The sequence below is a fragment of the Cellulomonas sp. NEAU-ZC6 genome (assembly GCF_056844425.1).
The window spans coordinates 139,750-158,149 of record NZ_JBXFYH010000003.1 but is presented as its reverse complement, the minus strand read 5'-3'; the positions used below and the strand labels follow the sequence as shown (position 1 = coordinate 158,149).

General features: G+C 75.5%; 19 protein-coding genes and 1 tRNA gene. 3 read left to right on the top strand and 17 right to left on the bottom strand.

The window, feature by feature from the left end; all coding sequences use genetic code 11:
- Positions 1-104: 104 nt before the first annotated feature.
- Both AC1050_RS14320 and AC1050_RS14315 read right to left on the bottom strand, forming a co-directional pair.
- Positions 105-1,064, bottom strand: coding sequence for a glutamate ABC transporter substrate-binding protein (locus tag AC1050_RS14320; protein ID WP_482388074.1), 960 nt, complete (start codon positions 1,062-1,064; stop codon positions 105-107).
- Between the two features lie 81 nt (positions 1,065-1,145).
- Complete coding sequence (locus AC1050_RS14315) at positions 1,146-1,904, bottom strand: amino acid ABC transporter ATP-binding protein (RefSeq protein ID WP_482388073.1); 759 nt, start codon at positions 1,902-1,904, stop codon at positions 1,146-1,148.
- 182 nt (positions 1,905-2,086) lie between these two features.
- Between AC1050_RS14315 and AC1050_RS14310 the strand changes: the two genes are divergently transcribed.
- Positions 2,087-3,247: an ROK family transcriptional regulator gene (locus AC1050_RS14310; RefSeq protein WP_482388072.1), complete on the top strand. Its 1,161-nt coding sequence runs from the start codon at positions 2,087-2,089 to the stop codon at positions 3,245-3,247.
- 88 nt (positions 3,248-3,335) lie between these two features.
- Here the strand turns inward: AC1050_RS14310 and AC1050_RS14305 are convergent, their stop codons facing one another.
- From AC1050_RS14305 to AC1050_RS14290, 4 genes are all read right to left on the bottom strand, one after another.
- On the bottom strand, positions 3,336-3,842 hold the full coding sequence (locus tag AC1050_RS14305) for an ATP-binding protein (RefSeq protein ID WP_482388071.1): 507 nt from the start codon (positions 3,840-3,842) through the stop codon (positions 3,336-3,338).
- Between the two features lie 44 nt (positions 3,843-3,886).
- The gene (locus AC1050_RS14300; protein WP_482388070.1) at positions 3,887-4,201 is read right to left on the bottom strand and encodes a PEP-utilizing enzyme; all 315 of its coding nucleotides are present in this window, start codon (positions 4,199-4,201) and stop codon (positions 3,887-3,889) included.
- A 273-nt stretch (positions 4,202-4,474) separates the two neighbouring features.
- Positions 4,475-5,689, bottom strand: a complete 1,215-nt coding sequence (locus AC1050_RS14295; RefSeq protein ID WP_482388069.1) for an amidohydrolase family protein — start codon at positions 5,687-5,689, stop codon at positions 4,475-4,477.
- A 106-nt stretch (positions 5,690-5,795) separates the two neighbouring features.
- On the bottom strand, positions 5,796-7,388 hold the full coding sequence (locus AC1050_RS14290; RefSeq protein ID WP_482388068.1) for an MFS transporter: 1,593 nt from the start codon (positions 7,386-7,388) through the stop codon (positions 5,796-5,798).
- A 242-nt stretch (positions 7,389-7,630) separates the two neighbouring features.
- On the opposite strand from AC1050_RS14290, the gene AC1050_RS14285 reads away from it, so the two are divergent.
- On the top strand, positions 7,631-8,617 hold the full coding sequence (locus AC1050_RS14285) for an Lrp/AsnC family transcriptional regulator (protein ID WP_482388067.1): 987 nt from the start codon (positions 7,631-7,633) through the stop codon (positions 8,615-8,617).
- Positions 8,618-8,759: 142 nt separating this feature from the next.
- Positions 8,760-9,503 carry a hypothetical protein gene (locus AC1050_RS14280; RefSeq protein WP_482388066.1) on the top strand — a complete coding sequence of 248 codons (744 nt, stop codon included), beginning with the start codon at positions 8,760-8,762 and terminating at the stop codon, positions 9,501-9,503.
- Positions 9,504-9,581: 78 nt separating this feature from the next.
- Here the strand turns inward: AC1050_RS14280 and AC1050_RS14275 are convergent.
- The 11 genes from AC1050_RS14275 to rplU form a co-directional block, all read right to left on the bottom strand.
- A tRNA-Ala gene (locus AC1050_RS14275) sits at positions 9,582-9,654 on the bottom strand.
- An 87-nt stretch (positions 9,655-9,741) separates the two neighbouring features.
- Entirely contained in the window at positions 9,742-10,437 is a 696-nt protein-coding gene (locus AC1050_RS14270; protein ID WP_482388065.1) for a histidine phosphatase family protein, read from the bottom strand.
- On the bottom strand, positions 10,434-10,835 hold the full coding sequence (rsfS, locus tag AC1050_RS14265; protein ID WP_482388064.1) for a ribosome silencing factor: 402 nt from the start codon (positions 10,833-10,835) through the stop codon (positions 10,434-10,436). Before rsfS ends, AC1050_RS14270 begins: the two co-directional genes overlap by 4 nt.
- 35 nt (positions 10,836-10,870) lie before the next feature.
- A complete protein-coding gene (locus tag AC1050_RS14260) occupies positions 10,871-12,433 on the bottom strand; it encodes a hypothetical protein (RefSeq protein WP_482388063.1) in 1,563 nt (520 codons plus the stop codon).
- Positions 12,430-13,032 carry a nicotinate-nucleotide adenylyltransferase gene (gene nadD, locus AC1050_RS14255; RefSeq protein WP_482388062.1) on the bottom strand — a complete coding sequence of 201 codons (603 nt, stop codon included), beginning with the start codon at positions 13,030-13,032 and terminating at the stop codon, positions 12,430-12,432. The genes AC1050_RS14260 and nadD overlap by 4 nt, the downstream gene beginning before the upstream one ends.
- Before the next feature lie 29 nt (positions 13,033-13,061).
- Positions 13,062-13,214: a hypothetical protein gene (locus tag AC1050_RS14250; protein ID WP_482388061.1), complete on the bottom strand. Its 153-nt coding sequence runs from the start codon at positions 13,212-13,214 to the stop codon at positions 13,062-13,064.
- A 61-nt stretch (positions 13,215-13,275) separates the two neighbouring features.
- The gene (locus AC1050_RS14245; RefSeq protein ID WP_482388060.1) at positions 13,276-14,625 is read right to left on the bottom strand and encodes a glutamate-5-semialdehyde dehydrogenase; all 1,350 of its coding nucleotides are present in this window, start codon (positions 14,623-14,625) and stop codon (positions 13,276-13,278) included.
- A 42-nt stretch (positions 14,626-14,667) separates the two neighbouring features.
- Positions 14,668-15,807: a glutamate 5-kinase gene (gene proB / locus AC1050_RS14240; RefSeq protein WP_482388059.1), complete on the bottom strand. Its 1,140-nt coding sequence runs from the start codon at positions 15,805-15,807 to the stop codon at positions 14,668-14,670.
- A gap of 124 nt (positions 15,808-15,931) precedes the next feature.
- Positions 15,932-17,443, bottom strand: coding sequence for a GTPase ObgE (obgE, locus tag AC1050_RS14235; protein ID WP_482388058.1), 1,512 nt, complete (start codon positions 17,441-17,443; stop codon positions 15,932-15,934).
- A gap of 84 nt (positions 17,444-17,527) precedes the next feature.
- Entirely contained in the window at positions 17,528-17,782 is a 255-nt protein-coding gene (gene rpmA, locus AC1050_RS14230) for a 50S ribosomal protein L27 (RefSeq protein ID WP_454051508.1), read from the bottom strand.
- A gap of 65 nt (positions 17,783-17,847) precedes the next feature.
- Positions 17,848-18,156 (bottom strand): 50S ribosomal protein L21, encoded by a 309-nt coding sequence (gene rplU, locus AC1050_RS14225; RefSeq protein ID WP_482388398.1) that lies wholly within the window; start codon positions 18,154-18,156, stop codon positions 17,848-17,850.
- Positions 18,157-18,400 lie beyond the last annotated feature (244 nt).

The window sequence follows — 18,400 nt, the reverse complement described above, 5'->3', positions numbered from 1 at the left end:
GTCCTCCGCCGGTCGCGCGCGGCGACCGGAGCCGTGGGGGTGGGAGCGGGACGGCGTCGCGGCGGCGCCCCGGGTTCCGGGACGCCGCCGCGCGCGTCAGGGCGTCAGGAGCCCGGGACCGAGCCGATCTCCGGCGGGGTCGGCGCGTCGCCGTCGTTCACCGTGCCGAGGGTGGCCTCCCAGACCGCGGCCCACTGGCCCTCGTCCTGGATGGTCTCGAGCCAGGTGTTCACGAACGACTTGAAGTCGGCGTCGTCGTGCTTCAGGCCGATGCCGTAGGGCTCGGCCGTGAACGGCTCGCCGACGATCTTGATGTCGGGGTTCGACGCGGCGTTCGTCGCCAGCAGGATGTAGTCCTGCACGTAGGCGTCGCCACGGCCCTGCACCAGCGCCTGCACGGCCTGCGGGTCGGTGCCGAAGCTGGTGACCTCGGCGGTCGGCTGCTCCTCCGGCACCGCGGTGACGGCCGGGGTGTTGGCGCCCACGATGACGTTCTTGCCGGCCAGGTCCTCGATGCCCGCGATGTCGTCGTTGTCCGCCTTGACCGCGACGGCCAGGCCCGAGGTGAAGTACGGGCCGGCGAAGCTGATCTGCTCCGCGCGCTCCTCGGTGATCGTGTACGTGTTGAACACGACGTCGACCGTGCCGTTGGCCAGCAGCGCCTCGCGCGTCTCGGACGCCGGCGGGACGATCTCGATGTTCGGCTCGCCCAGGATGTAGATCGCGAGCAGCTTCGCCAGGTCGATGTCGAAGCCCGAGACCTCGTCCGGGTTCGACGGGTCCTGCTGGGACAGCAGCGGGGCGTCCAGCGCCGCGCCGACGCGCAGCACGCCGCGCTCCTTGATCGCCGCCATCGTGGAGTCCGGGAGGATGTCCGCGTCGTCGGCGACGGGGGCGTCCGCGAACACGGCCTCGAGGCCGGTCGACGCGGAGCTCTCCGAGTCCGCCGGCGGGACGCCGGTGCCGGACGAGGAGTCGCTCGAGCACGCCGCGGTGGTCAGCGCCACCGCGGCGAGGAGAGCGGCGAGGACGGGGGTCCGCCGCCGGTTCAGCAGAGAGCGCATGTGCCTGCCTTTCGAGGGGACGGCCGCGGGGCGCGGCCGGTCGGTGGGGAGGTGCAGGTTCAGGGGGGTGAGCGCGGGCGCTCAGTGCTGGAGCACGGAGGCCAGGAAGGCCTGCGCACGCTCGCTGCGGGTCTGCTCGAAGAACTCCGCCGGCGGCGCCTGCTCGACGATCGCGCCGCCGTCCATGAACACCACGCGGTCGGCCACCCGGCGGGCGAAGCCCATCTCGTGCGTGACCACGACCATCGTCATGCCCTCGGCGGCGAGGCCCGTCATCACGTCGAGCACCTCGCCGACCATCTCCGGGTCGAGCGCCGACGTCGGCTCGTCGAACAGCATCACCTTGGGCTGCATCGCCAGCGCGCGGGCGATCGCCGCCCGCTGCTGCTGGCCGCCGGACAGCTCGGCCGGGTGCCGGTGCGCCTTGTCCGCGATGCCGACCCGCTCCAGGAGCGCCATGGCGCGCTCGCGGGCCTCCTTCTTGGGCGTGCGGCGCACGGCCACCGGCGCCATCGCGACGTTGTCCAGCACCGTGCGGTGGCCGAACAGGTTGAACGACTGGAACACCATGCCGACGTCGGCCCGCAGCCGGGCCAGCGCGGCGCCCTCGGCGGGCAGCGGCTCGCCGTCGACCAGGATCTCCCCGGACTGGATCGTCTCCAGGCGGTTGATCGTGCGGCAGAGCGTCGACTTGCCGGAGCCCGAGGGGCCCACGACCACGACCACCTCGCGCGGCGCGACCTCCAGGTCGACGCCCTTGAGGACGTGCAGCGCCCCGAAGTGCTTGTCGACCTTGCGCATGCTGACCATCGCGGGTGCGGGCGTCGTCGTCGCGGTCATCCGCCGGTTCCTTCCTCGAGCTGTCGTGGGGATGAGCGTAAGACCAGATCGTTACACCCACGTTTCGTTTCACTTTGTCCATTTCTGGTGTAACTTCGGGCACATCGTCCGGCTGCTTCACTAGGAGCGTGATGACACCGCCTGCGCCGCCCGTGCCACCGCCGGCTCCCGGGGTGCCCGTGGTGCCCGCACCGCTGTCGCCGTCCTCCGCCGGCTCCGTCCTGGCGCTGGTCCGCGCCGGGGCCGCGTCCCGCACCGACCTCGCCCGGCTCGCCGGCCTCTCCCCCACGACGGTCGCCGCGCGCGTCGAGACCCTGGTCGGCGCGGGCTACGTCCGCGAGGCCGGTGACGGCCCGTCGCGGGGTGGCCGGCGACCCCGCCGGCTGGAGGTCTCCCCGGAGCTGGGGCTCGTCGTCGGCGTGGACCTGGGTGTCCAGCACGCCACCACCGGCCTGGTCGACACCGCGGGCACGCTGCTGGCGCGCCGGGACGTGGCCGTCGCGATCGCCGACGGGCCGCAGGCGGTGCTCGACGCCGTGCTCCGCGACGTCGAGGCCCTGCGTGCCGAGCACGGCGCGGGCCGGCCGCTGCTCGCCGCGTGCGTCGGCGTCCCCGGGCCGGTCGAGGCCCGCACGGGCCGGGTCGTCTCCCCGGCGCGGATGCCCGGTTGGAACGGCACCGACGTCGCCGCGCTGCTGTCCCCGCTGCTGGGCGTCCCGGTGCTGGTGGAGAACGACGCCAACCTCATGGCGCTCGGCGAGCACGCGGGCGCCGGCTCCGACGTCGAGCACCTCGTGTTCGTGAAGGTCGGGTCCGGGATCGGCTGCGGCGTCGTCGTCGCCGGGGCGCTGCACCGCGGGGCCCAGGGCTTCGCGGGCGACATCAGCCACGTCACCGTCCCCGACGCCCCGCCCGTGCCCTGCTCGTGCGGGCGCACCGGCTGCCTGGACGCCGTCGCCAGCGGTGCCGCCCTGGTGCGCCGCCTGCAGGACGACGGCGCGTCGGTCGCCGGCATCGACGACCTGGTCGCGCTCGCCCGGGACGCCCACCCGGAGGCGACCAACCTGCTCCGCGAGGCCGGCACCCGCACCGGCACCGTCCTGGCGACGATCATCAACTTCTTCAACCCGGACCGGCTGGTCGTCGGCGGGCAGCTGGCCGACGCCGACGCGTTCGTGGCCGGGGTGCGGTCGGCCGTCTACGCGCGCTGCGCCCCCATGGTCACCGACCGGCTCGACGTGCGGTCGACGCGGGTCGGGCGTGAGGCGGGGATCCGCGGCGCGGCGCGGACGGCGCTGGACCACGTGCTGGCGCCCGGGGCCGTGGACGCGGCGCTGCGCTGAGGCGCGCGGGGCGTCGCAGCGACGACCGTCGCGCGGGGCCGCCCTCCCCGGATTCCCGGCTCCCGCCTGCCTTCACCCTGGTGCCGGTTCAGCCGCGCCGCATCGCCATCTCCTGCCGCGTCGCGTGCTCACGCAGGTGTTCCCGGAGGTAGGGGATCGTGAAGTCCACGTAGCCGTGCCTCGTCGGCTCGACCACACCGGCGGCGATCAGGCGCCGCCGGTACGTCGAGGCGTAGTACGGCGTCACGTTCAGGCGTCGGGCGATCTCTCCCGTCGAGGACTCGCCTTCGTCCGGTGCGGTGGTCGGATCGATCTCCGCCAGTGCGTGCGTCGTCGCGTGCCGCAGGCGCGGGACCATCCCCGGGGTCGCCGTCTCCGCCAGGGTGATCCAGCCGCGTCGCACAGCCAGGTCCTCCGCTTCCGTCAGCATGACGGTCTTGCCGATCCCGCGCGGGCCGGTGAACAAGGCGAGCCGAGCCGGGGAACCGGGGCCGTCGTCGAGCGAGTCGCCGAACTCCCCCAGCACCTCGTCCCGACCGACCAGCAGCGGCGGGGTGGAACCGGCGGTCGGGCGGAACGGGTTGCGCGGCGCCATTTGCACTCCTTTGTAAGTCGCCGACGGTAGGGCCTGCGCAGCACTCAGCAAGCACCGCTGACGGCCCCTACGCAGCCAGCTCCCCTGCGCTCTGGACGAGCCGGTGCGCGCATGACCGATCCGCGCGTGTCCGTCAGCGCGCTTGCGGCTCCACCGTCCCGGCACTGTCGTGGACCCGCACCACCTGGCCGTCTGCGAGCGCATCGAGCACCCCCGGGCAGGCCGGCCACAGCCGGGACCCGCCGCTCGCGCGCCCCGATCGCCGCGTGCGACGTCAGCCCTCCCGTCCCGGTCACGACCGCCGCGGCCACCCCGAGCAGCGGTGTCCACGCCGGCGCCGTGAAGGCGCAGATCTGCACGTCGCCGGCACGGACCCGACCGAAGTCCGCCGGCCCCGAACCATGCGCACCGGACCGACCGCCGTGCCAGGGCTCGCCGGGACGCCAGGGCGGCCCCGCGCACGACGGACGGGTCCACGTGCGGCACGGGCGCCGTCACCGCGCCTGCAGCAGCCAGAGCCGCCCACCCGCCAGCGCCCGGTCCACGTCCAGCGGACCGCCGAGTGGCTCGGGCTGCACGAGGACCTGATCGCGACCCTCGGGCTCACGCGGGACGGCGCCGTCTGACCGGGTCTACTCCCAGGGCCGCACCGCGAGCGCGTCCAGGTCCACGACCCGCCCGCCGGCGACGACCACGTCCCGCGGCACCCGGCGAACCAGCGCGTCCATCGGGTTCTCCGCGTCCAGCAGCACCACGTCGGCGCGCGCCCCGGCGACGAGGTCGTGCGGCTCGTCGGTGACGAACCGCGCCCCGTCCCGCGTCGCCAGCTCGACCACCCGGCGCAGGTCCTCGTCCCGCACCACGCCGCCGGCGCGCGCGTACTGCCACGCGATGCCCAGCAGGTCGCCGTCGCCGTAGGGGCTCCACAGGTCCCGGATGCCGTCGGTGCCGAACGCGAACCGCACCCCCGCCGCGTCCATCTCGCGCAGGGGCAGCTGCCGCATCCGCACCGGCGCGACGGTCGTCATCGTGACGCCGAGCGCGGCCATCCGGTCGAGCAGGTCCCGGCGCCGCACGGCGTCCACGTCGACCATCGCGAACCCGTGCGCGAGGTTGACCTTCCCGGGGGCGATCCCGTCGCGCTCGACCCGGTCCAGGATCAGGTCGAACTCGAAGGCCCCGAGGTCGCCGGGGGCGTGCAGGTGGATGTCCAGGCCGCAGCCGTGGCGCGCGGCGATCGCGAACAGCCCGTCGAGCTGCCCGACGGGGTCCCGGTCGATCAGCGCGGGGTCGAGCCCGCCGACGTGCTCGACACCCTCGGCCGCGGCCTGCTCCAGCAGCGCCAGGACACCGGGCCGGCGCAGCACGCCGTCCTGCGGGAACGCCACGACGGTCAGCTCGACCGCGCCGTCCAGCGCCGCCGCGGCCTCGCGCACCGCCTCGATCCCGCGCAGCCCGACGCCGAGGTCCACGTCGACGTGCGTCCGGACCCGGGTGGTGCCGGTCCGCAGGTACTCCCCCAGCACGCGGGACGCGACCCGGACGCCCGGGATGCCCAGCTCGTCGCGCCGCTCGCGCTCGTGCGCGATGCGTCCCTGCGTGCCCGGCCCGCCGCCGTAGGACTGCCAGGGCAGGCCCCACCAGCTCTTGTCGACGTGCGCGTGCGCGTTGACCAGTCCCGGCAGCGCGAGCAGCCCGCGGCCGTCGACCACCTGCGCGGTGCCCGGCGGCTCGGCGGTGCCGACCGGGACCACCGCGGCGATGCGGTCCCCGGCGACGACGACGTCGACCGGGTCCCCTCCCCACGGGCGCACGTCGCGGATGAGGAGCGTCACGTCGTCGATCACCCCGCCATGGTGCCACCGGGGCGCGCCGGTCCCGACCGCGAGGTCGTCGGGCGCGCGCGAGGTCGTCACGTGCACGTGACGACCTCGCGCGGAGGTGACGACCTCGTCAGACGACGGCCGGTGCCGGCACCGCGTCGCCGGTCGCCGCGGTCGGTGCCGGCTCTGCCGGAGCCACCGCCGCGGGCTTGCGGAGCAGCACCGCGCACAGCAGCGCCGCCAGCAGCGCCAGCGCCGCGGCCACCGTCAGGCTCAGCCGCAGCCCGTCCAGCATCGACTCCCCCAGCGCCCCGAGCACCGCGCCGGTGTGCTCGCCGAGGTCCATCCGCGCGATCCCCGCGAGCCCGCCGCCGTCGGCCGCGGCCAGCAGCGGCTCCTGCGCCGCCGCCGGCACGCCCGCGTCGGTCAGGTGCCCGCCGAAGGTGCTCGCGGCCCGCGTGGACAGCAGCGCGCCGAGGACGGCCGGGCCGAGCGCGCCGCCGACCTGGCGGAACGCGTTGTTGCCCGCCGCGGCCATACCGGCCAGGTGGTGCGGCACCGAGGACACGGCGGTCGCCGTCATCGGCGTGAACACGGTGCCCAGGCCGACGCCGAGCAGCGCCATCCGCCAGGCGACCGACAGGAACGACGTGTCGGCCTCGAGCGTCGTCAGCGACAGCATCGTGCCGCCGACCACGACCAGGCCGCCGGAGATCAGCCAGCGCGCGGGCACCCGGTGCATCTGCGCGCCGACGACGGCGCCGACGACGATGGACGCGCCGGTGGAGACGAGCAGCCGCAGCGCCGCGTGCAGGGTGTCGAGCTGCTGCACCGAGCCGAAGTACAGGCTGAGCACGAAGAAGAAGCCGATCAGCCCGAGGAAGCTGACCACGGCGACGACCGTGGTGGCGGTGAACGCCGGGCTGCGGAACAGCCGCAGGTCCAGCATCGGGCTGGCGCTGCGCCGCTCGACGACGACGAAGGTGACGACGCCGACGACGGCCACGGCGATCGCGACGAGCACCGGCACGTCGGTGAACGACGCAGCGCCGCCCTGGATGACCGCGAACACGGCGGCGGTGATCGTCAGGGCCGCCGACACCTGGCCGGGCCAGTCCAGCGAGCGCGCGTGCGGGGCCCGGGACTCCGGCAGCGCCCGGGCAGCGACGGCGAGCACGACCAGCGAGGCCGGGATCGGCAGGACGAAGATCCACCGCCACCCGACGTGCTGCAGGAGCGTGCCGGCCACCAGCGGGCCGACCGCCATCGACAGCAGCATCGAGGTCGCCCAGATCCCGATGAACTTGCCGCGCTCGCGGTGGTCCGGGATCGCGTGGCTGATCAGGGCCAGCGTCGTGGGCAGCAGCGCGGCGGCGCCGAGGCCCGACACCGCCTGCCCGACCCACAGCTGCTGCACGGTGCCCGCGGTCAGCGAGACCAGCGCGCCCAGGCCGGACAGCGCGAGGCCGACGAGCAGGACCTTCTTGCGGCCGTGCACGTCGCCGAACACGCCGGCGGTGAGGATCAGCGCGGCCATCGGCAGCACGAAGGCCGACGACACCCAGGAGAGTTCGGCCGTGGTGGCGCCGAGCGCCCGCTGGATCGCGGGCAGGCTGACGGACACGGTGGTGACCGGCAGGTAGGCGATGAACACCCCGAGGCAGGCGACCACCAGCGTGGCGGTGCGGCTGCGCGCGGGGGCGTGCGGGCTCGTCGAGGACATGGGTCTCCTAGGTGCGGCGCTCGGCGCCGGGTCGGGGGTGGGGCGTGCGGCGCACCCTCGCGGGCCTCGACAGCCTCGATCCCGTGCGCGCCCGGGGGCGGGGCACGGTGGCTGGAGTTCGTCGACGGTGGCGCGACGCCGCCGACGATCATCCGGCCAGGACCTTGGTCCTACGAAGGGAGACCCGGCCTGCCGTTCGAAACCTCCGCGCAGCGCGGGTTCGACGGGCGGATACTTCCACCATGCTCGACACCCTCGACCGCCAGGTCCTGCACGCCCTGCAGTGCGCCCCGCGCGTGCCGTTCCGCCGGCTCGCGGAGGTGCTCGGCGTCTCCGAGCAGACGGTGGCCCGCCGGTACCGGGCGCTGCTGAGGACAGGAGCGGTCCGGGTCGTCGGCGTCGTCGACCCCGCGGCGCAGGGCCTGGCCGAGTGGGTCACCCGGATCCGCTGCCGGCCCGACCGCGTCGGACCGCTCGCCGACGCGCTGACCCGCCGCGAGGAGATCGCGTACGCGCACGTCGCGTCCGGCGGCTCGGAGATCACCTGCATCGTCCGGGCCCCGCTGGGCGCGGCTCCGGAGGAGGGCCTGCTCGGGCAGCTGCCGCGGCACGCCTCGGTGCTCGACGTCAGCATCGACCTGCTGCTGCACATCTTCGGCGGCGGGCGGCAGGTCGGCTGGACCGGGTACGGCGACCTGCTCGCCCCGGACCAGCTGGCCGCCCTGGCGGACCCGGGGGCCACGACGCCCGTCGGCGCCCCCGCGGCGCTCAGCCCCGACGACGCGCCGCTGCTCACCGCGCTCGCCGCCGACGGCCGGGCGAGCCTCGCCGAGCTCGCGTCCGCGACGGGCTGGTCCCCCGGCCGCGTCGCACGCCGCCTCGCCGCGCTCGAGGGGTCCGGGGCGCTCGACTACCGCGTCGACCTGCTGCCCGAGGCGCTGGAGCGCCCGCTCGCCGCCACGCTGTGGCTCCGGGTCGCGCCCGCGCACCTGGACCGGGTCGGCGCCCGGGTGGCGGGGCACGACGAGGTCGCGTTCGCCGCGGCGATCAGCGGGCGGAACAACATCGTGGCCACGGTCTGGTGCCGCGACCCGCACGACCTCTACCAGTACCTCGCCCGGTCCGTGGCCGACACCCCGGGCATCGAGGGCTACGAGGTCGGCATCCGCGCCCGTCGGCTGAAGCAGGCGGTGTCCGTCGTCTCCCGCGGCCGGCTGGTGCGGGCCTGAGCCACCGGGACCTGGCCGGGCCGCGCCCCGCACCCGCTGCGGTCGCGGCATCCCGCCCGCCGTCCTACCTTCACGGAACCGGGCTATGCCCCACCCCCGCCGCGGGCCGCAGCCTGCGGCACTCAGACGAGGAGCACCAGCCATGAGCACCACCGACGGCTCCAGCACCCCCGACGGCCCGCGCGCAGCCGACGGCCCGCGCCGCACCGACGACACCAGCCGCACCGACGACCCCCGCCCCGCCACCGGGGCCCACGCCGCCGACCCGGCCGACACCGACCGCCCCGCGGGCGGCGCCGTGTCCGCCCGCTCCTTCGGGCGCGACCGCGAGACCGTGGTCGCGCGCGAGAAGGAGGCCTACGGCGGCATCAAGTTCGGTGCGGCGTTCTTCGGCTGGCTCACCGCCACCGGCACCGCCGTGCTGCTGACCGCGGTCGCCGCGGCCGCCGGCACGGCCGTCGGCGTCGCCAACGACACCTCCGTCGACGAGGTCGCCGACCAGGCCGCGTCGGACCCCACGTCCATCGGGTGGGCCGGCGCGATCGTCCTGGCCGTCGTGCTGTTCGTCGCCTACTACTGCGGCGGCTACGTGGCCGGCCGGATGGCCCGGTTCAACGGCGCGAAGCAGGGGCTCGCCGTGTGGCTGTGGGCCGTGGTCATCGCGATCGTCGTCGCCGTCCTCGCGCTGGTCGCGGGCGACCAGTACAACGTCCTCGGCCGCCTGGACAGCTTCCCCCGCATCCCCGTCGCCGAGGGAGACGTCACCACGGGGGGCATCATCGCGCTGCTGCTCGTCGCGGCGGTCAGCCTGGCGGGCGCCGTCGTGGGCGGGCTCGCCGGCATGCGGTTCCACCGCAAGGTGGACAAGGCCGGCCTGGGTCGCTGACCCACGCGACCGGCCGTCCTCGCGCCGGCGCGGAACGACGAAGCGGGCGAGAGCTCTCGCTCTCGCCCGCTTCCGATGTGGAGCTGAGGGGATTCGAACCCCTGACCCCCTGCATGCCATGCAGGTGCGCTACCAGCTGCGCCACAGCCCCGCGATCAGGCCCGAAGACCGTCTCACCACCCGCTGAGCGGGCGTAGGAAACAATAATCGAACCCGGCCGAGGAAGCGAATCGGCTGGTCAGGCCGGGTCGCGCACCTCTTCGTCCATGGTCCGCGACGCCTGGTCGGGCCCCGCGTTCCAGTCGGACGACGCGTGCACCGGCCCGACGTTCAGCGCCTCCAGGCGCCACGCCAGACCCGCACCGGGCCGGGCCGGCTGCAGCTCGGCCCAGTGCGCGTTCGACATCCCCGCCAGGCCGCGCCACCCGGCCGGCAGCCCGAGCAGGCCGACCAGCCCGAGGTTGATCGCGGCGCCGTGCGACACGACGACGAGGGTGTCGTCCTTCTCCAGCGCCGAGGCCTGCTCGGTGACCGCCTCGACCATCCGGGCCTGGACCTCGGCCCGGGTCTCCGCCCCCACGCGCTCGGGCTCGCGGCCCGCGACCCAGGCCGCGTGCTGCTCGGGCCAGCGACCGGCGATCTCCGTCGACGTCATGCCCTCCCAGTCCCCGAAGGACCGCTCGCGCACCCGGACCTCGGTGTGCACGGGCAGCCCGGTGCGGTCGGCGAGGGCCTGCGCGGTCGCGTGCGCCCGCCCCAGGTCCGACGCGATGATCCGGGTGGGCCGGTACCGGCCGGCGAGCGCGGCGGCAGCCGTCTCGGCCTGCCACACGCCGACCTCGTCCAGCGGGATGTCGGACTGGCCCTGCAGGCGCGCCGCGGCGTTGTGCGCGGTCCGGCCGTGCCGCCAGAGGACGACGCGCCCGGCGGTCACTCCCCTGCCTCGGCGGCGGCGCCCTCGACCTCGCCGTGCACGTCGGCCGGCAGCTCGATGACGGGGCAGTCCTTCCACAGCCGCTCGAGCGCGTAGTACACGCGGTCCTCGGCGTGCTGGACGTGCACGACGATCTCGCCGAAGTCGATGAGGACCCAGCGGCCCTCGGACTTGCCCTCACGGCGCAGCGGCTTGACGCCGAGCTTGTGCAGCGACTCCTCGACGGCGTCGACGATGGCGCCGACCTGCCGCTCGTTGGTGCCGGACGCGATGACGAACGCGTCGGTCAGCACGAGCTGGCCGCTCACGTCGAGGGCGATGATCTCCTGGGCCTTGAGGTCGGAGGCGGCGCGTGCGGCCGCCACGGTGAGCTCGACGGCGCGGTCGGATGCCGACACGGGTCTCCTCGGGTGGTTCGGGTGGTGCAGGACGGTCAGGGTGCGGGCGCGGCGTCGACGACGGCGGCCGCCAGGGCGGGGACGTCGGCCCCCGCGGCGCTCGTCGCGGTGTTCGCGACGAAGATGATGAGGAAGCCGAGCACGAAGGCCACGACCGCCAGGATGATCCACTGCAGCCAGGTGAACGGCAGCGGACGGCGCAGTCGCTCGGGCTGCTCGTCGAGCTGGTCGATCTCCTCGTCCGCGTCGAGCCCGTGCATCATCGCCCCGGTGGGGTCGGTCTTCTCCGCCTCGGTCTCGGGCGCCGGCGCGGGGGCCATCGCCTTGAGCAGGGACTGCCACTGCGGGACGGGGACGTCGTCCTCGGCCGGAGCGGTCACCGCGGGTCCAGCAGGCGCAGCCGGTGCCGCGGACGACGCCGGTGCCGCTGCCGGTGCCGGTGCCGCCGGGCGGGTCGCCGGCGCGGCAGGTGCCTGCCGGGGTGCGGTCGCCGGCAGCGCGGCGGTGCCGGGCGCGGTCCGGAGGGACTCGGGGGTCGCCCCGGGGTCGCGCGGGCTCCACGCGGCACCGACGGTCCGGGCCGGGGCAGCGGCGGTCCGCCCGGACGGGCTCCCCGCCGGGACCGGACCCGGGGACGTCGCCGGTGCGCCCGCGGGGGTGACGGACCACGACGCCGCGGCCGCTGGGGTGGCCGGGGACGTCGACGGACGCGCTGGTGCGGGCGGAGCGGCCGGAGCGGACGGTGCGGCCGACGGAGCCGCGGCGGCGGGATCCTGCCGCGCCCACGACGCGGCCGCGGAGCGCTGACCGGCCCGCGTCGCGGGTGCCGCGGGCTGGCCCGGTGCCTCGGCGGCCGCCTGACCCGGCACCGCGCCGGGCCGCTGGGCCGGGGTCGAACCACCGGGCCGCTGGGCCGGCTGACCGGTCGCGGGACGTGCGGGGGCCGGACGTGCGGGGGCCGGGCGTGCGGGTGTCGTCGCGGACCCGGCGGTCCCGGGAGCCGGGCTCTCGGTCCGCTGCGCCGCCGCCCAGAGGTCGGGCACCCGCGGCGCCACGGTGCCGTCGGGACGGGCGGACCCGTGCGACCCGGCTGCCGCGGCGGCGGTCGCGGCTCCCGGCCCGCTCTCCGGTGCCGGCGTGCGGATCGACCGTCGGGTGCGCACCGGCTGGTCCGGCTGCAGGCCGGGCACCTGGTAGCGCTCGGCGGAGCCGTCCGGGCCGACGGCGGACACGGGCTGGTTGCGCAGCGCGCGCCGCGAGGAGACTCCGGCCGGGCCCTGCGGGCCGCTCGGCGCGGAACCGGAACCGGAACCGGACCCCGTGGGGCCGGACGACCCGGACGACGGCGTCGCCGCCCGGGCGGCGGGCGCCGCCGGCGGCGGGGCGGGCGCCGCCGCGCGCGGCACGCCGCGCTCCGGGGTGCGCGCCGGGTCGGGGCGCTGCGGGGTCTGCGGAGCCTGCGGGGTCTGCGCTGCGGGCGCCGCCCCGGGGTCGCCGGCGGCAGCACCCTGCTGCGCGGCGCGCTCCAGCGCGGCGCGGCGTGCGGCCTCGCGCTCCCGCAGCTCCCGGCGCGTCGGCGGGGTCCCCGGTGTGCTCATGACTGACTTCCTCGGTACAGACCGTGCTTGGCGATGTACTGGACGACGCCGTCCGGGACGAGGTACCAGACGGGCTTGCCGCCGCGTGCGCGGGCACGCACGTCGGTGGACGAGATGGCCAGCGCCGGGATCTCCCACTGGCTGACGCGGTCGGCCGGCAGCCCGGCGACGGAGAGCGTGTGCCCCGGCCGCGTCACCGCGACGAACTGCGCGCGCTCGAACAGCTCCGCCGAGTCCTTCCACTGCAGGATCTGCTCGATCGCGTCGGCGCCGGTGATGAAGTACAGGTCGGCATCGGGCCGCTCGGCCGCGAGGTCGCGGAGCGTGTCGACGGTGTAGGTCAGGCCGGGCCGGTCGATGTCCACCCGGCTCACGGTGAAGCTCGGGTTGGACGCCGTCGCGATGACGGTCATCAGGTAGCGGTGCTCGGCGGGCGTCACCGTCGTCGACTGCTTGAACGACGGCGCGCCCGTGGGCACGAACACCACCTCGTCCAGGTCGAACCGCGCGGCGACCTCGCTGGCGGCGACGAGGTGGCCGTGGTGGATCGGGTCGAACGTGCCGCCCATCACCCCGAGCCGGGCTCGTCGCTGCGTCATCGGATGCGGGTCCCGTACGGCCTGGGGCGTCAGTGACGCGTGCCGACGCTCCGGAACGCGTACGTGACGAGCAGCATCGCGATCAGCGCCGCGAACCCGGCCACGCCGAAGACGACGGGCGAGAACGGCAGCTCGGTGGTGTGCTCGGCGACTGCCTCGGCGGTGCGCAGCGCAGCGTTCACGTGGTCCTCCCGGACAGGTCGAAGGTGAAGGTCAAGTGTCGCACGTCGGTGGGGCGGACCGTCAGGGGCGCACGTGCCCGTCCCCGTGCACCACCCACTTGGTCGTGGTGAGCTCCCCCAGGCCCATCGGGCCCCGGGCGTGCAGCTTCTGGGTGGAGATGCCGATCTCGGCGCCGAGGCCGAGCTGGCCGCCGTCGGTGAACCGCGTGGAGGCGTTCACCATGACCGCGGCCGAGTCGACCTCCGCGACGAACCGCTCGGAGGCGGCGAGGTCGCGGGTGACGATGGCCTCGGTGTGCCCGGAGCTCCAGGTGCGGATGTGCTCGAGCGCCGCGTCCAGGTCGTCGACGACGCGCACGGCGAGGTCGAGCGACAGGTACTCGGTGGCCCAGTCCTCGTCGGTGGCGGGGACGACCGGCACGTCCTCCGGGGCGAGGGCCGCGGTCGCGGCGTCCCCGTGCACCGTCACCCCGGCCTCGCCCAGCGCGGTCAGGGCGGAGGGCAGGAAGCCTGCCGCTGCGTCCCGGTGCACCAGCAGCGTCTCGGCGGCGTTGCACACGCCGACCCGCTGGGTCTTGGCGTTGAGCAGGATCGGCAGGGCGACGGCCGGGTCGGCGGTCGCGTCCACGTACACGTGCACGTTGCCCACGCCGGTCTCGATGACCGGCACGCTCGCCTCGCGCACGACTGTCTGGATGAGCCCCGCCCCGCCGCGCGGCACCAGCACGTCCACCAGGCCGCGCGCGTGCATGAGGGCGACGCCGCCGGCGCGCCCGTACGCGTCGACCGACTGCACGAGGTCCGCGGGCAGGCCCTGCCGCTCGAGCGCGGACCGCAGCACCGCCACGATCACCTCGTTGGACGACGCGGCGGCCGAGCCGCCGCGGAGCACCACGGCGTTGCCGCTCTTGAGCGTGAGGCCGACGGCGTCCACGGTCACGTTGGGCCGGGCCTCGTAGATCATCCCGACGACGCCCATCGGCACGCGCACCTGGCGCATCCGCAGGCCGTTGGGCAGCGTGGACCCGCGGACGACCTCCCCCACCGGGTCGGGCAGCGCCGCGACCTCGCGCAGGGCGTCGGCGATGGCGCCGATCCGCTCGGGCGTCAGCGCCAGCCGGTCGAGCAGGCCCGGGGACGTGCCCGCGGCGCGGCCGCGCGCCAGGTCGTCCGCGTTGGCGGTGACGATCGCGTCGGCGTCCGCCACCAGCGCGTCGGCGAGGGCGTGCAGCGCCGCGTCCTTGGTGCCGCGGTTCGCGACGGCCAGGGACCGCGCGGCGACCTTCGCGCGCCGCGCGACGGCCAGGACCGCCTCGGTGACGTCGCCGGACGGCCTCGACGGCGCCGACGGCACGGCGGGCGTCGCGGTCTGCGCCCCGTCCGTGGCCGGGGCGTCGAGGGAGGTGCTCATCGGGCCAGCGTAGTCCGGCGGCGGCCCGCGCGGAGGGCCGTCTCAGCGGCGGCGGCGCACCAGCACCAGGTCGTCCCGGTGCACGAGCTCGCGGTCGTAGCCCTCGCCCAGCGACGCGCGCAGCTCGTCCGTGCTGCGGCCGAGCAGCTCCGGCGCCTCCTGCGAGGAGTAGGCCACCAGCCCGCGTGCGACGACGACGCCGTCGGTGCCGACGATCTCGACCGGGTCGCCGGCCTCGAACTCGCCCTCGACCGCCGTGACGCCGGCCGGCAGCAGCGACTTCCCGCGCTCCACGACGGCCCGCACCGCGCCGTCGTCCAGCACCAGGCGGCCGTGGGTCCGTGCGGCGTACGCCAGCCACATCAGCCGGGTCGACGCGCGCTTGCCGGTCGCGGCGAACCAGGTGCCGACGTCGGCGCCGTCCAGGGCGGGGGCGACCTGCGCCGCGGAGGTCAGCACGACCGGGATGCCGGACGCGGTCGCGATCGCGACCGACTCCAGCTTGGTCACCATCCCGCCGGTGCCGACGCCGCTGCCGCGCGCGGTGACGTCGATGCCCTCGAGGTCCTTCGGCCCGCGGACCTCGGCGATCCGGCGCGACCCCTCGCGGTTCGGCGGTCCGGTGTAGAGGCCGTCGACGTCGGTCAGCAGGGCCATCGCGTCGGCGTGCACGAGGTGCGAGACCAGCGCGGCGAGCCGGTCGTTGTCGCCGAACCGGATCTCGTCGGTGGCGACGGTGTCGTTCTCGTTCACGATGGGCACGATGCCGAGGTCGAGCAGCCGGTCCAGGGCCCGCTGGGCGTTCCGGTACTGGGTGCGGCGCATCGTGTCGTCCGCCGTGAGCAGCACCTGGCCGACGCGCAGCCCGTGCTCGTGGAACGCACGGGTGTAGTGCGCGACCAGCAGGCCCTGCCCCACCGAGGCCGCCGCCTGCTGCGTCGCGAGGTCGCGGGGCCGGCGCGCCAGGCCGAGCGGGTCCATGCCGGTCGCGATGGCGCCCGAGGACACGAGCACCACCTGCCGGCCACCCGTCACCCGCGCGGCCAGCACGTCGACCAGGGCCCGCAGGCGGGCGGGGTCGAGCTTGCCGGTGTCGTCGGTCAGGGACGACGACCCCACCTTGACCACCACGCGGCGGACCTCGGGCAGCAGGCGGCGGTCGGACAGGGCGGCGGCACTCACGCGGGCATCATCCCCCGCGCGGGGCCCCGGCGGTCGCGCCCTTCCGCCCCCCGGACAGCGCGACGGGCCCCGTCCCGCACGCGACGGCGTGCCGGACGGGGCCCGTGGGTCGACGGCCGGGCCGTCAGTCCTCGCGCCAGAGACCGGCCTCGCGCTCGGTCCAGAGCTCCGCGCGGGCCTCGGCCTTGGCGTCCATGCGCTCCTTGTACTCCTCGCGCTTCTGCCCGCGGGTGGGGCGGGAGCGCTCCTCGATGCGCTGGTCGGAGCCGCGCGGTCCGCCCAGCAGCTCCGAGCCCGTCAGCAGCGTCGGCTCCCAGTCGAAGACGACCGCGGACGGCCCGTCCCCGATGACGACCTCGGCACCGGCCACGGCACCGGCCGCGAGCAGCTTCTCCTCGACGCCGAGCCGGGCGAGCCGGTCCGCGAGGTAGCCGACGGCCTCGTCGTTGGTGAAGTCCGTCTGCCGCACCCAGCGCTCCGGCTTGGTGCCGCGGACCTGGAAGAACTCGTGGTCGCCCTCGGCGCGCCGGGTCACGGTGAACCCCGCGTCGTCGACGGCCTTCGGGCGCAGCACCACGCGGGTGGCCTCGGGGGCCGGCGCCTCGCGGCGGCTCCTGTCGACCAGCTCGGCGAGCGCGAAGGTCAGGGGCCGCAGGCCCTCGTGGCTGGCCGTGGAGACCTCGAACACGCGCAGGCCGCGCGCCTCCAGGTCGGGACGGACCAGGTCGGCGAGCTCGCGCGCCTCCGGGACGTCGATCTTGTTCAGGACGACCAGCTGCGGCCGCTCGGTCAGCGGCACGCGACCGCCCTCGATGCCGAGGTCGCCCGAGTAGGCCGCCAGCTCGGCCTCGAGCACCTCGAGGTCGGTCAGCGGGTCGCGACCCGGCTCCAGCGTGGCGCAGTCCAGCACGTGCACCAGGACGGCGCAGCGCTCGACGTGCCGCAGGAACTCCAGGCCGAGCCCCTTGCCCTCGCTCGCGCCCGGGATCAGGCCCGGGACGTCGGCGACGGTGTACCGGGCGTCGCCCGCCTGCACCACGCCCAGGTTGGGGACCAGCGTGGTGAACGGGTAGTCCGCGATCTTGGGCCGCGCGGCCGAGATGGCGGCGACCAGGCTGGACTTGCCGGCGCTCGGGAACCCGACCAGCGCGACGTCCGCGATGGTCTTGAGCTCCAGCACGACGTCCCGGGCGTCGCCCGGCTCGCCGAGCAGCGCGAACCCGGGGGCCTTGCGGCGGGGCGAGGACAGCGCGGCGTTGCCGAGGCCGCCGTGCCCGCCCTGGGCGACGACGAACTCCGCGCCGACGCCCACCAGGTCGGCGAGCACCTCGCCGTCCAGCGACTTCACGACGGTGCCGTCGGGCACCGGCAGGACGAGGTCCTCGCCGGTCGAGCCCTGGCGGTGGTCACCCATCCCCTGGGTGCCCGAGGCGGCGTGCCGGTGCGGGGCGTGGTGGTAGTCGAGCAGGGTGGTCACCTGCGGGTCGACGACCAGGCGGACGGTGCCGCCGTTGCCGCCGTTGCCCCCGTCGGGACCGGCGAGCGGCTTGAACTTCTCGCGGTGGATGGACGCGCAGCCGTGGCCACCGTCACCGCCGCTGGCGTGGAGGACGACGCGGTCGACGAACGCGGCCATGTGCAGGTACTTCCTTCCTCATGGCGAAGGGGCGCACCGCGTCGTGCGGTACGCCCCTCGCCTACAGCTGGGGTGGTGCGGGGCTCAGGCGGCCGCCACGATGTCGATGACCTTGCGGCCACGACGGGTGCCGAACTGCACCGCACCGGCGGTGAGGGCGAACAGGGTGTCGTCGCCGCCGCGGCCGACGTTCACGCCGGGGTGGAAGTGCGTGCCGCGCTGGCGGACGATGATCTCGCCGGCGTTGACGACCTGGCCACCGAAGCGCTTGACGCCGAGGCGCTGCGCGTTGGAGTCACGACCGTTGCGCGAGGAGCTCGCGCCCTTCTTGTGTGCCATCTCAGGCTCGCTTTCCTGCGGTGCTGTCTACGGGGACGGGTTCACGGGCCGTGCGGCCCGCGAGGTCACTTGATGCCGGTGACCTTGAGGCGGGTCAGGCGCGAGCGGTGACCCTGGCGACGGCGGTAGCCCGTCTTGTTCTTGTACCGCAGGATGTCGATCTTCGGCCCCTTCTCGGCCTGGACGACCTCGGCGGTGACCTTGACCTTGGCGAGCGCCGCGGCGTCCGACGTCACGGCGGTGCCGTCGACGAGGAGGAGCGCGGGCAGCTCGACGGTTGCACCGTCCTTGGCCGCGATGCGGTCAACGACGACGACGTCGCCGACGGCGACCTTCTCCTGACGGCCGCCGGCCTTCACGATCGCGTACACCACGTTGCTGCTCATCTCTGCTCGTCGAACTACAGGTTCTGGGGCGTCCCGCCGTCGGGCCGCACCCCGGCGCGCCACCGCGGTGGCCGCGGAGCTCGGGGCGTCGGCGCCACTGGGGCGTCACGCGCGAACGGTGCTTCCTGACCGGCTCTGCGCGAAATCACACCGCGCCGTCAGAACGCACCGACGTTCAAGGTTACGCGAGGCCGACCGCGACGGTCAAACCGCGCACCAGGTGACCTCGCCC

Bases quoted from the DNA above. Each gene is read 5' to 3' on its own strand.
- nadD (WP_482388062.1), bottom strand. From the start codon at position 13,032: ATGACGCAGCGACGAGCCCGGCTCGGGGTGATGGGCGGCACGTTCGAC.
- AC1050_RS14305 (WP_482388071.1), bottom strand. From the start codon at position 3,842: ATGGCGCCGCGCAACCCGTTCCGCCCGACCGCCGGTTCCACCCCGCCG.
- AC1050_RS14320 (WP_482388074.1), bottom strand. From the start codon at position 1,064: ATGCGCTCTCTGCTGAACCGGCGGCGGACCCCCGTCCTCGCCGCTCTC.
- AC1050_RS14290 (WP_482388068.1), bottom strand. From the start codon at position 7,388: ATGTCCTCGACGAGCCCGCACGCCCCCGCGCGCAGCCGCACCGCCACG.
- AC1050_RS14260 (WP_482388063.1), bottom strand. From the start codon at position 12,433: ATGAGCACACCGGGGACCCCGCCGACGCGCCGGGAGCTGCGGGAGCGC.
- AC1050_RS14280 (WP_482388066.1), top strand. From the start codon at position 8,760: ATGAGCACCACCGACGGCTCCAGCACCCCCGACGGCCCGCGCGCAGCC.
- rpmA (WP_454051508.1), bottom strand. From the start codon at position 17,782: ATGGCACACAAGAAGGGCGCGAGCTCCTCGCGCAACGGTCGTGACTCC.
- AC1050_RS14285 (WP_482388067.1), top strand. From the start codon at position 7,631: ATGCTCGACACCCTCGACCGCCAGGTCCTGCACGCCCTGCAGTGCGCC.
- AC1050_RS14315 (WP_482388073.1), bottom strand. From the start codon at position 1,904: ATGACCGCGACGACGACGCCCGCACCCGCGATGGTCAGCATGCGCAAG.
- obgE (WP_482388058.1), bottom strand. From the start codon at position 17,443: ATGGCCGCGTTCGTCGACCGCGTCGTCCTCCACGCCAGCGGCGGTGAC.
- AC1050_RS14245 (WP_482388060.1), bottom strand. From the start codon at position 14,625: ATGAGCACCTCCCTCGACGCCCCGGCCACGGACGGGGCGCAGACCGCG.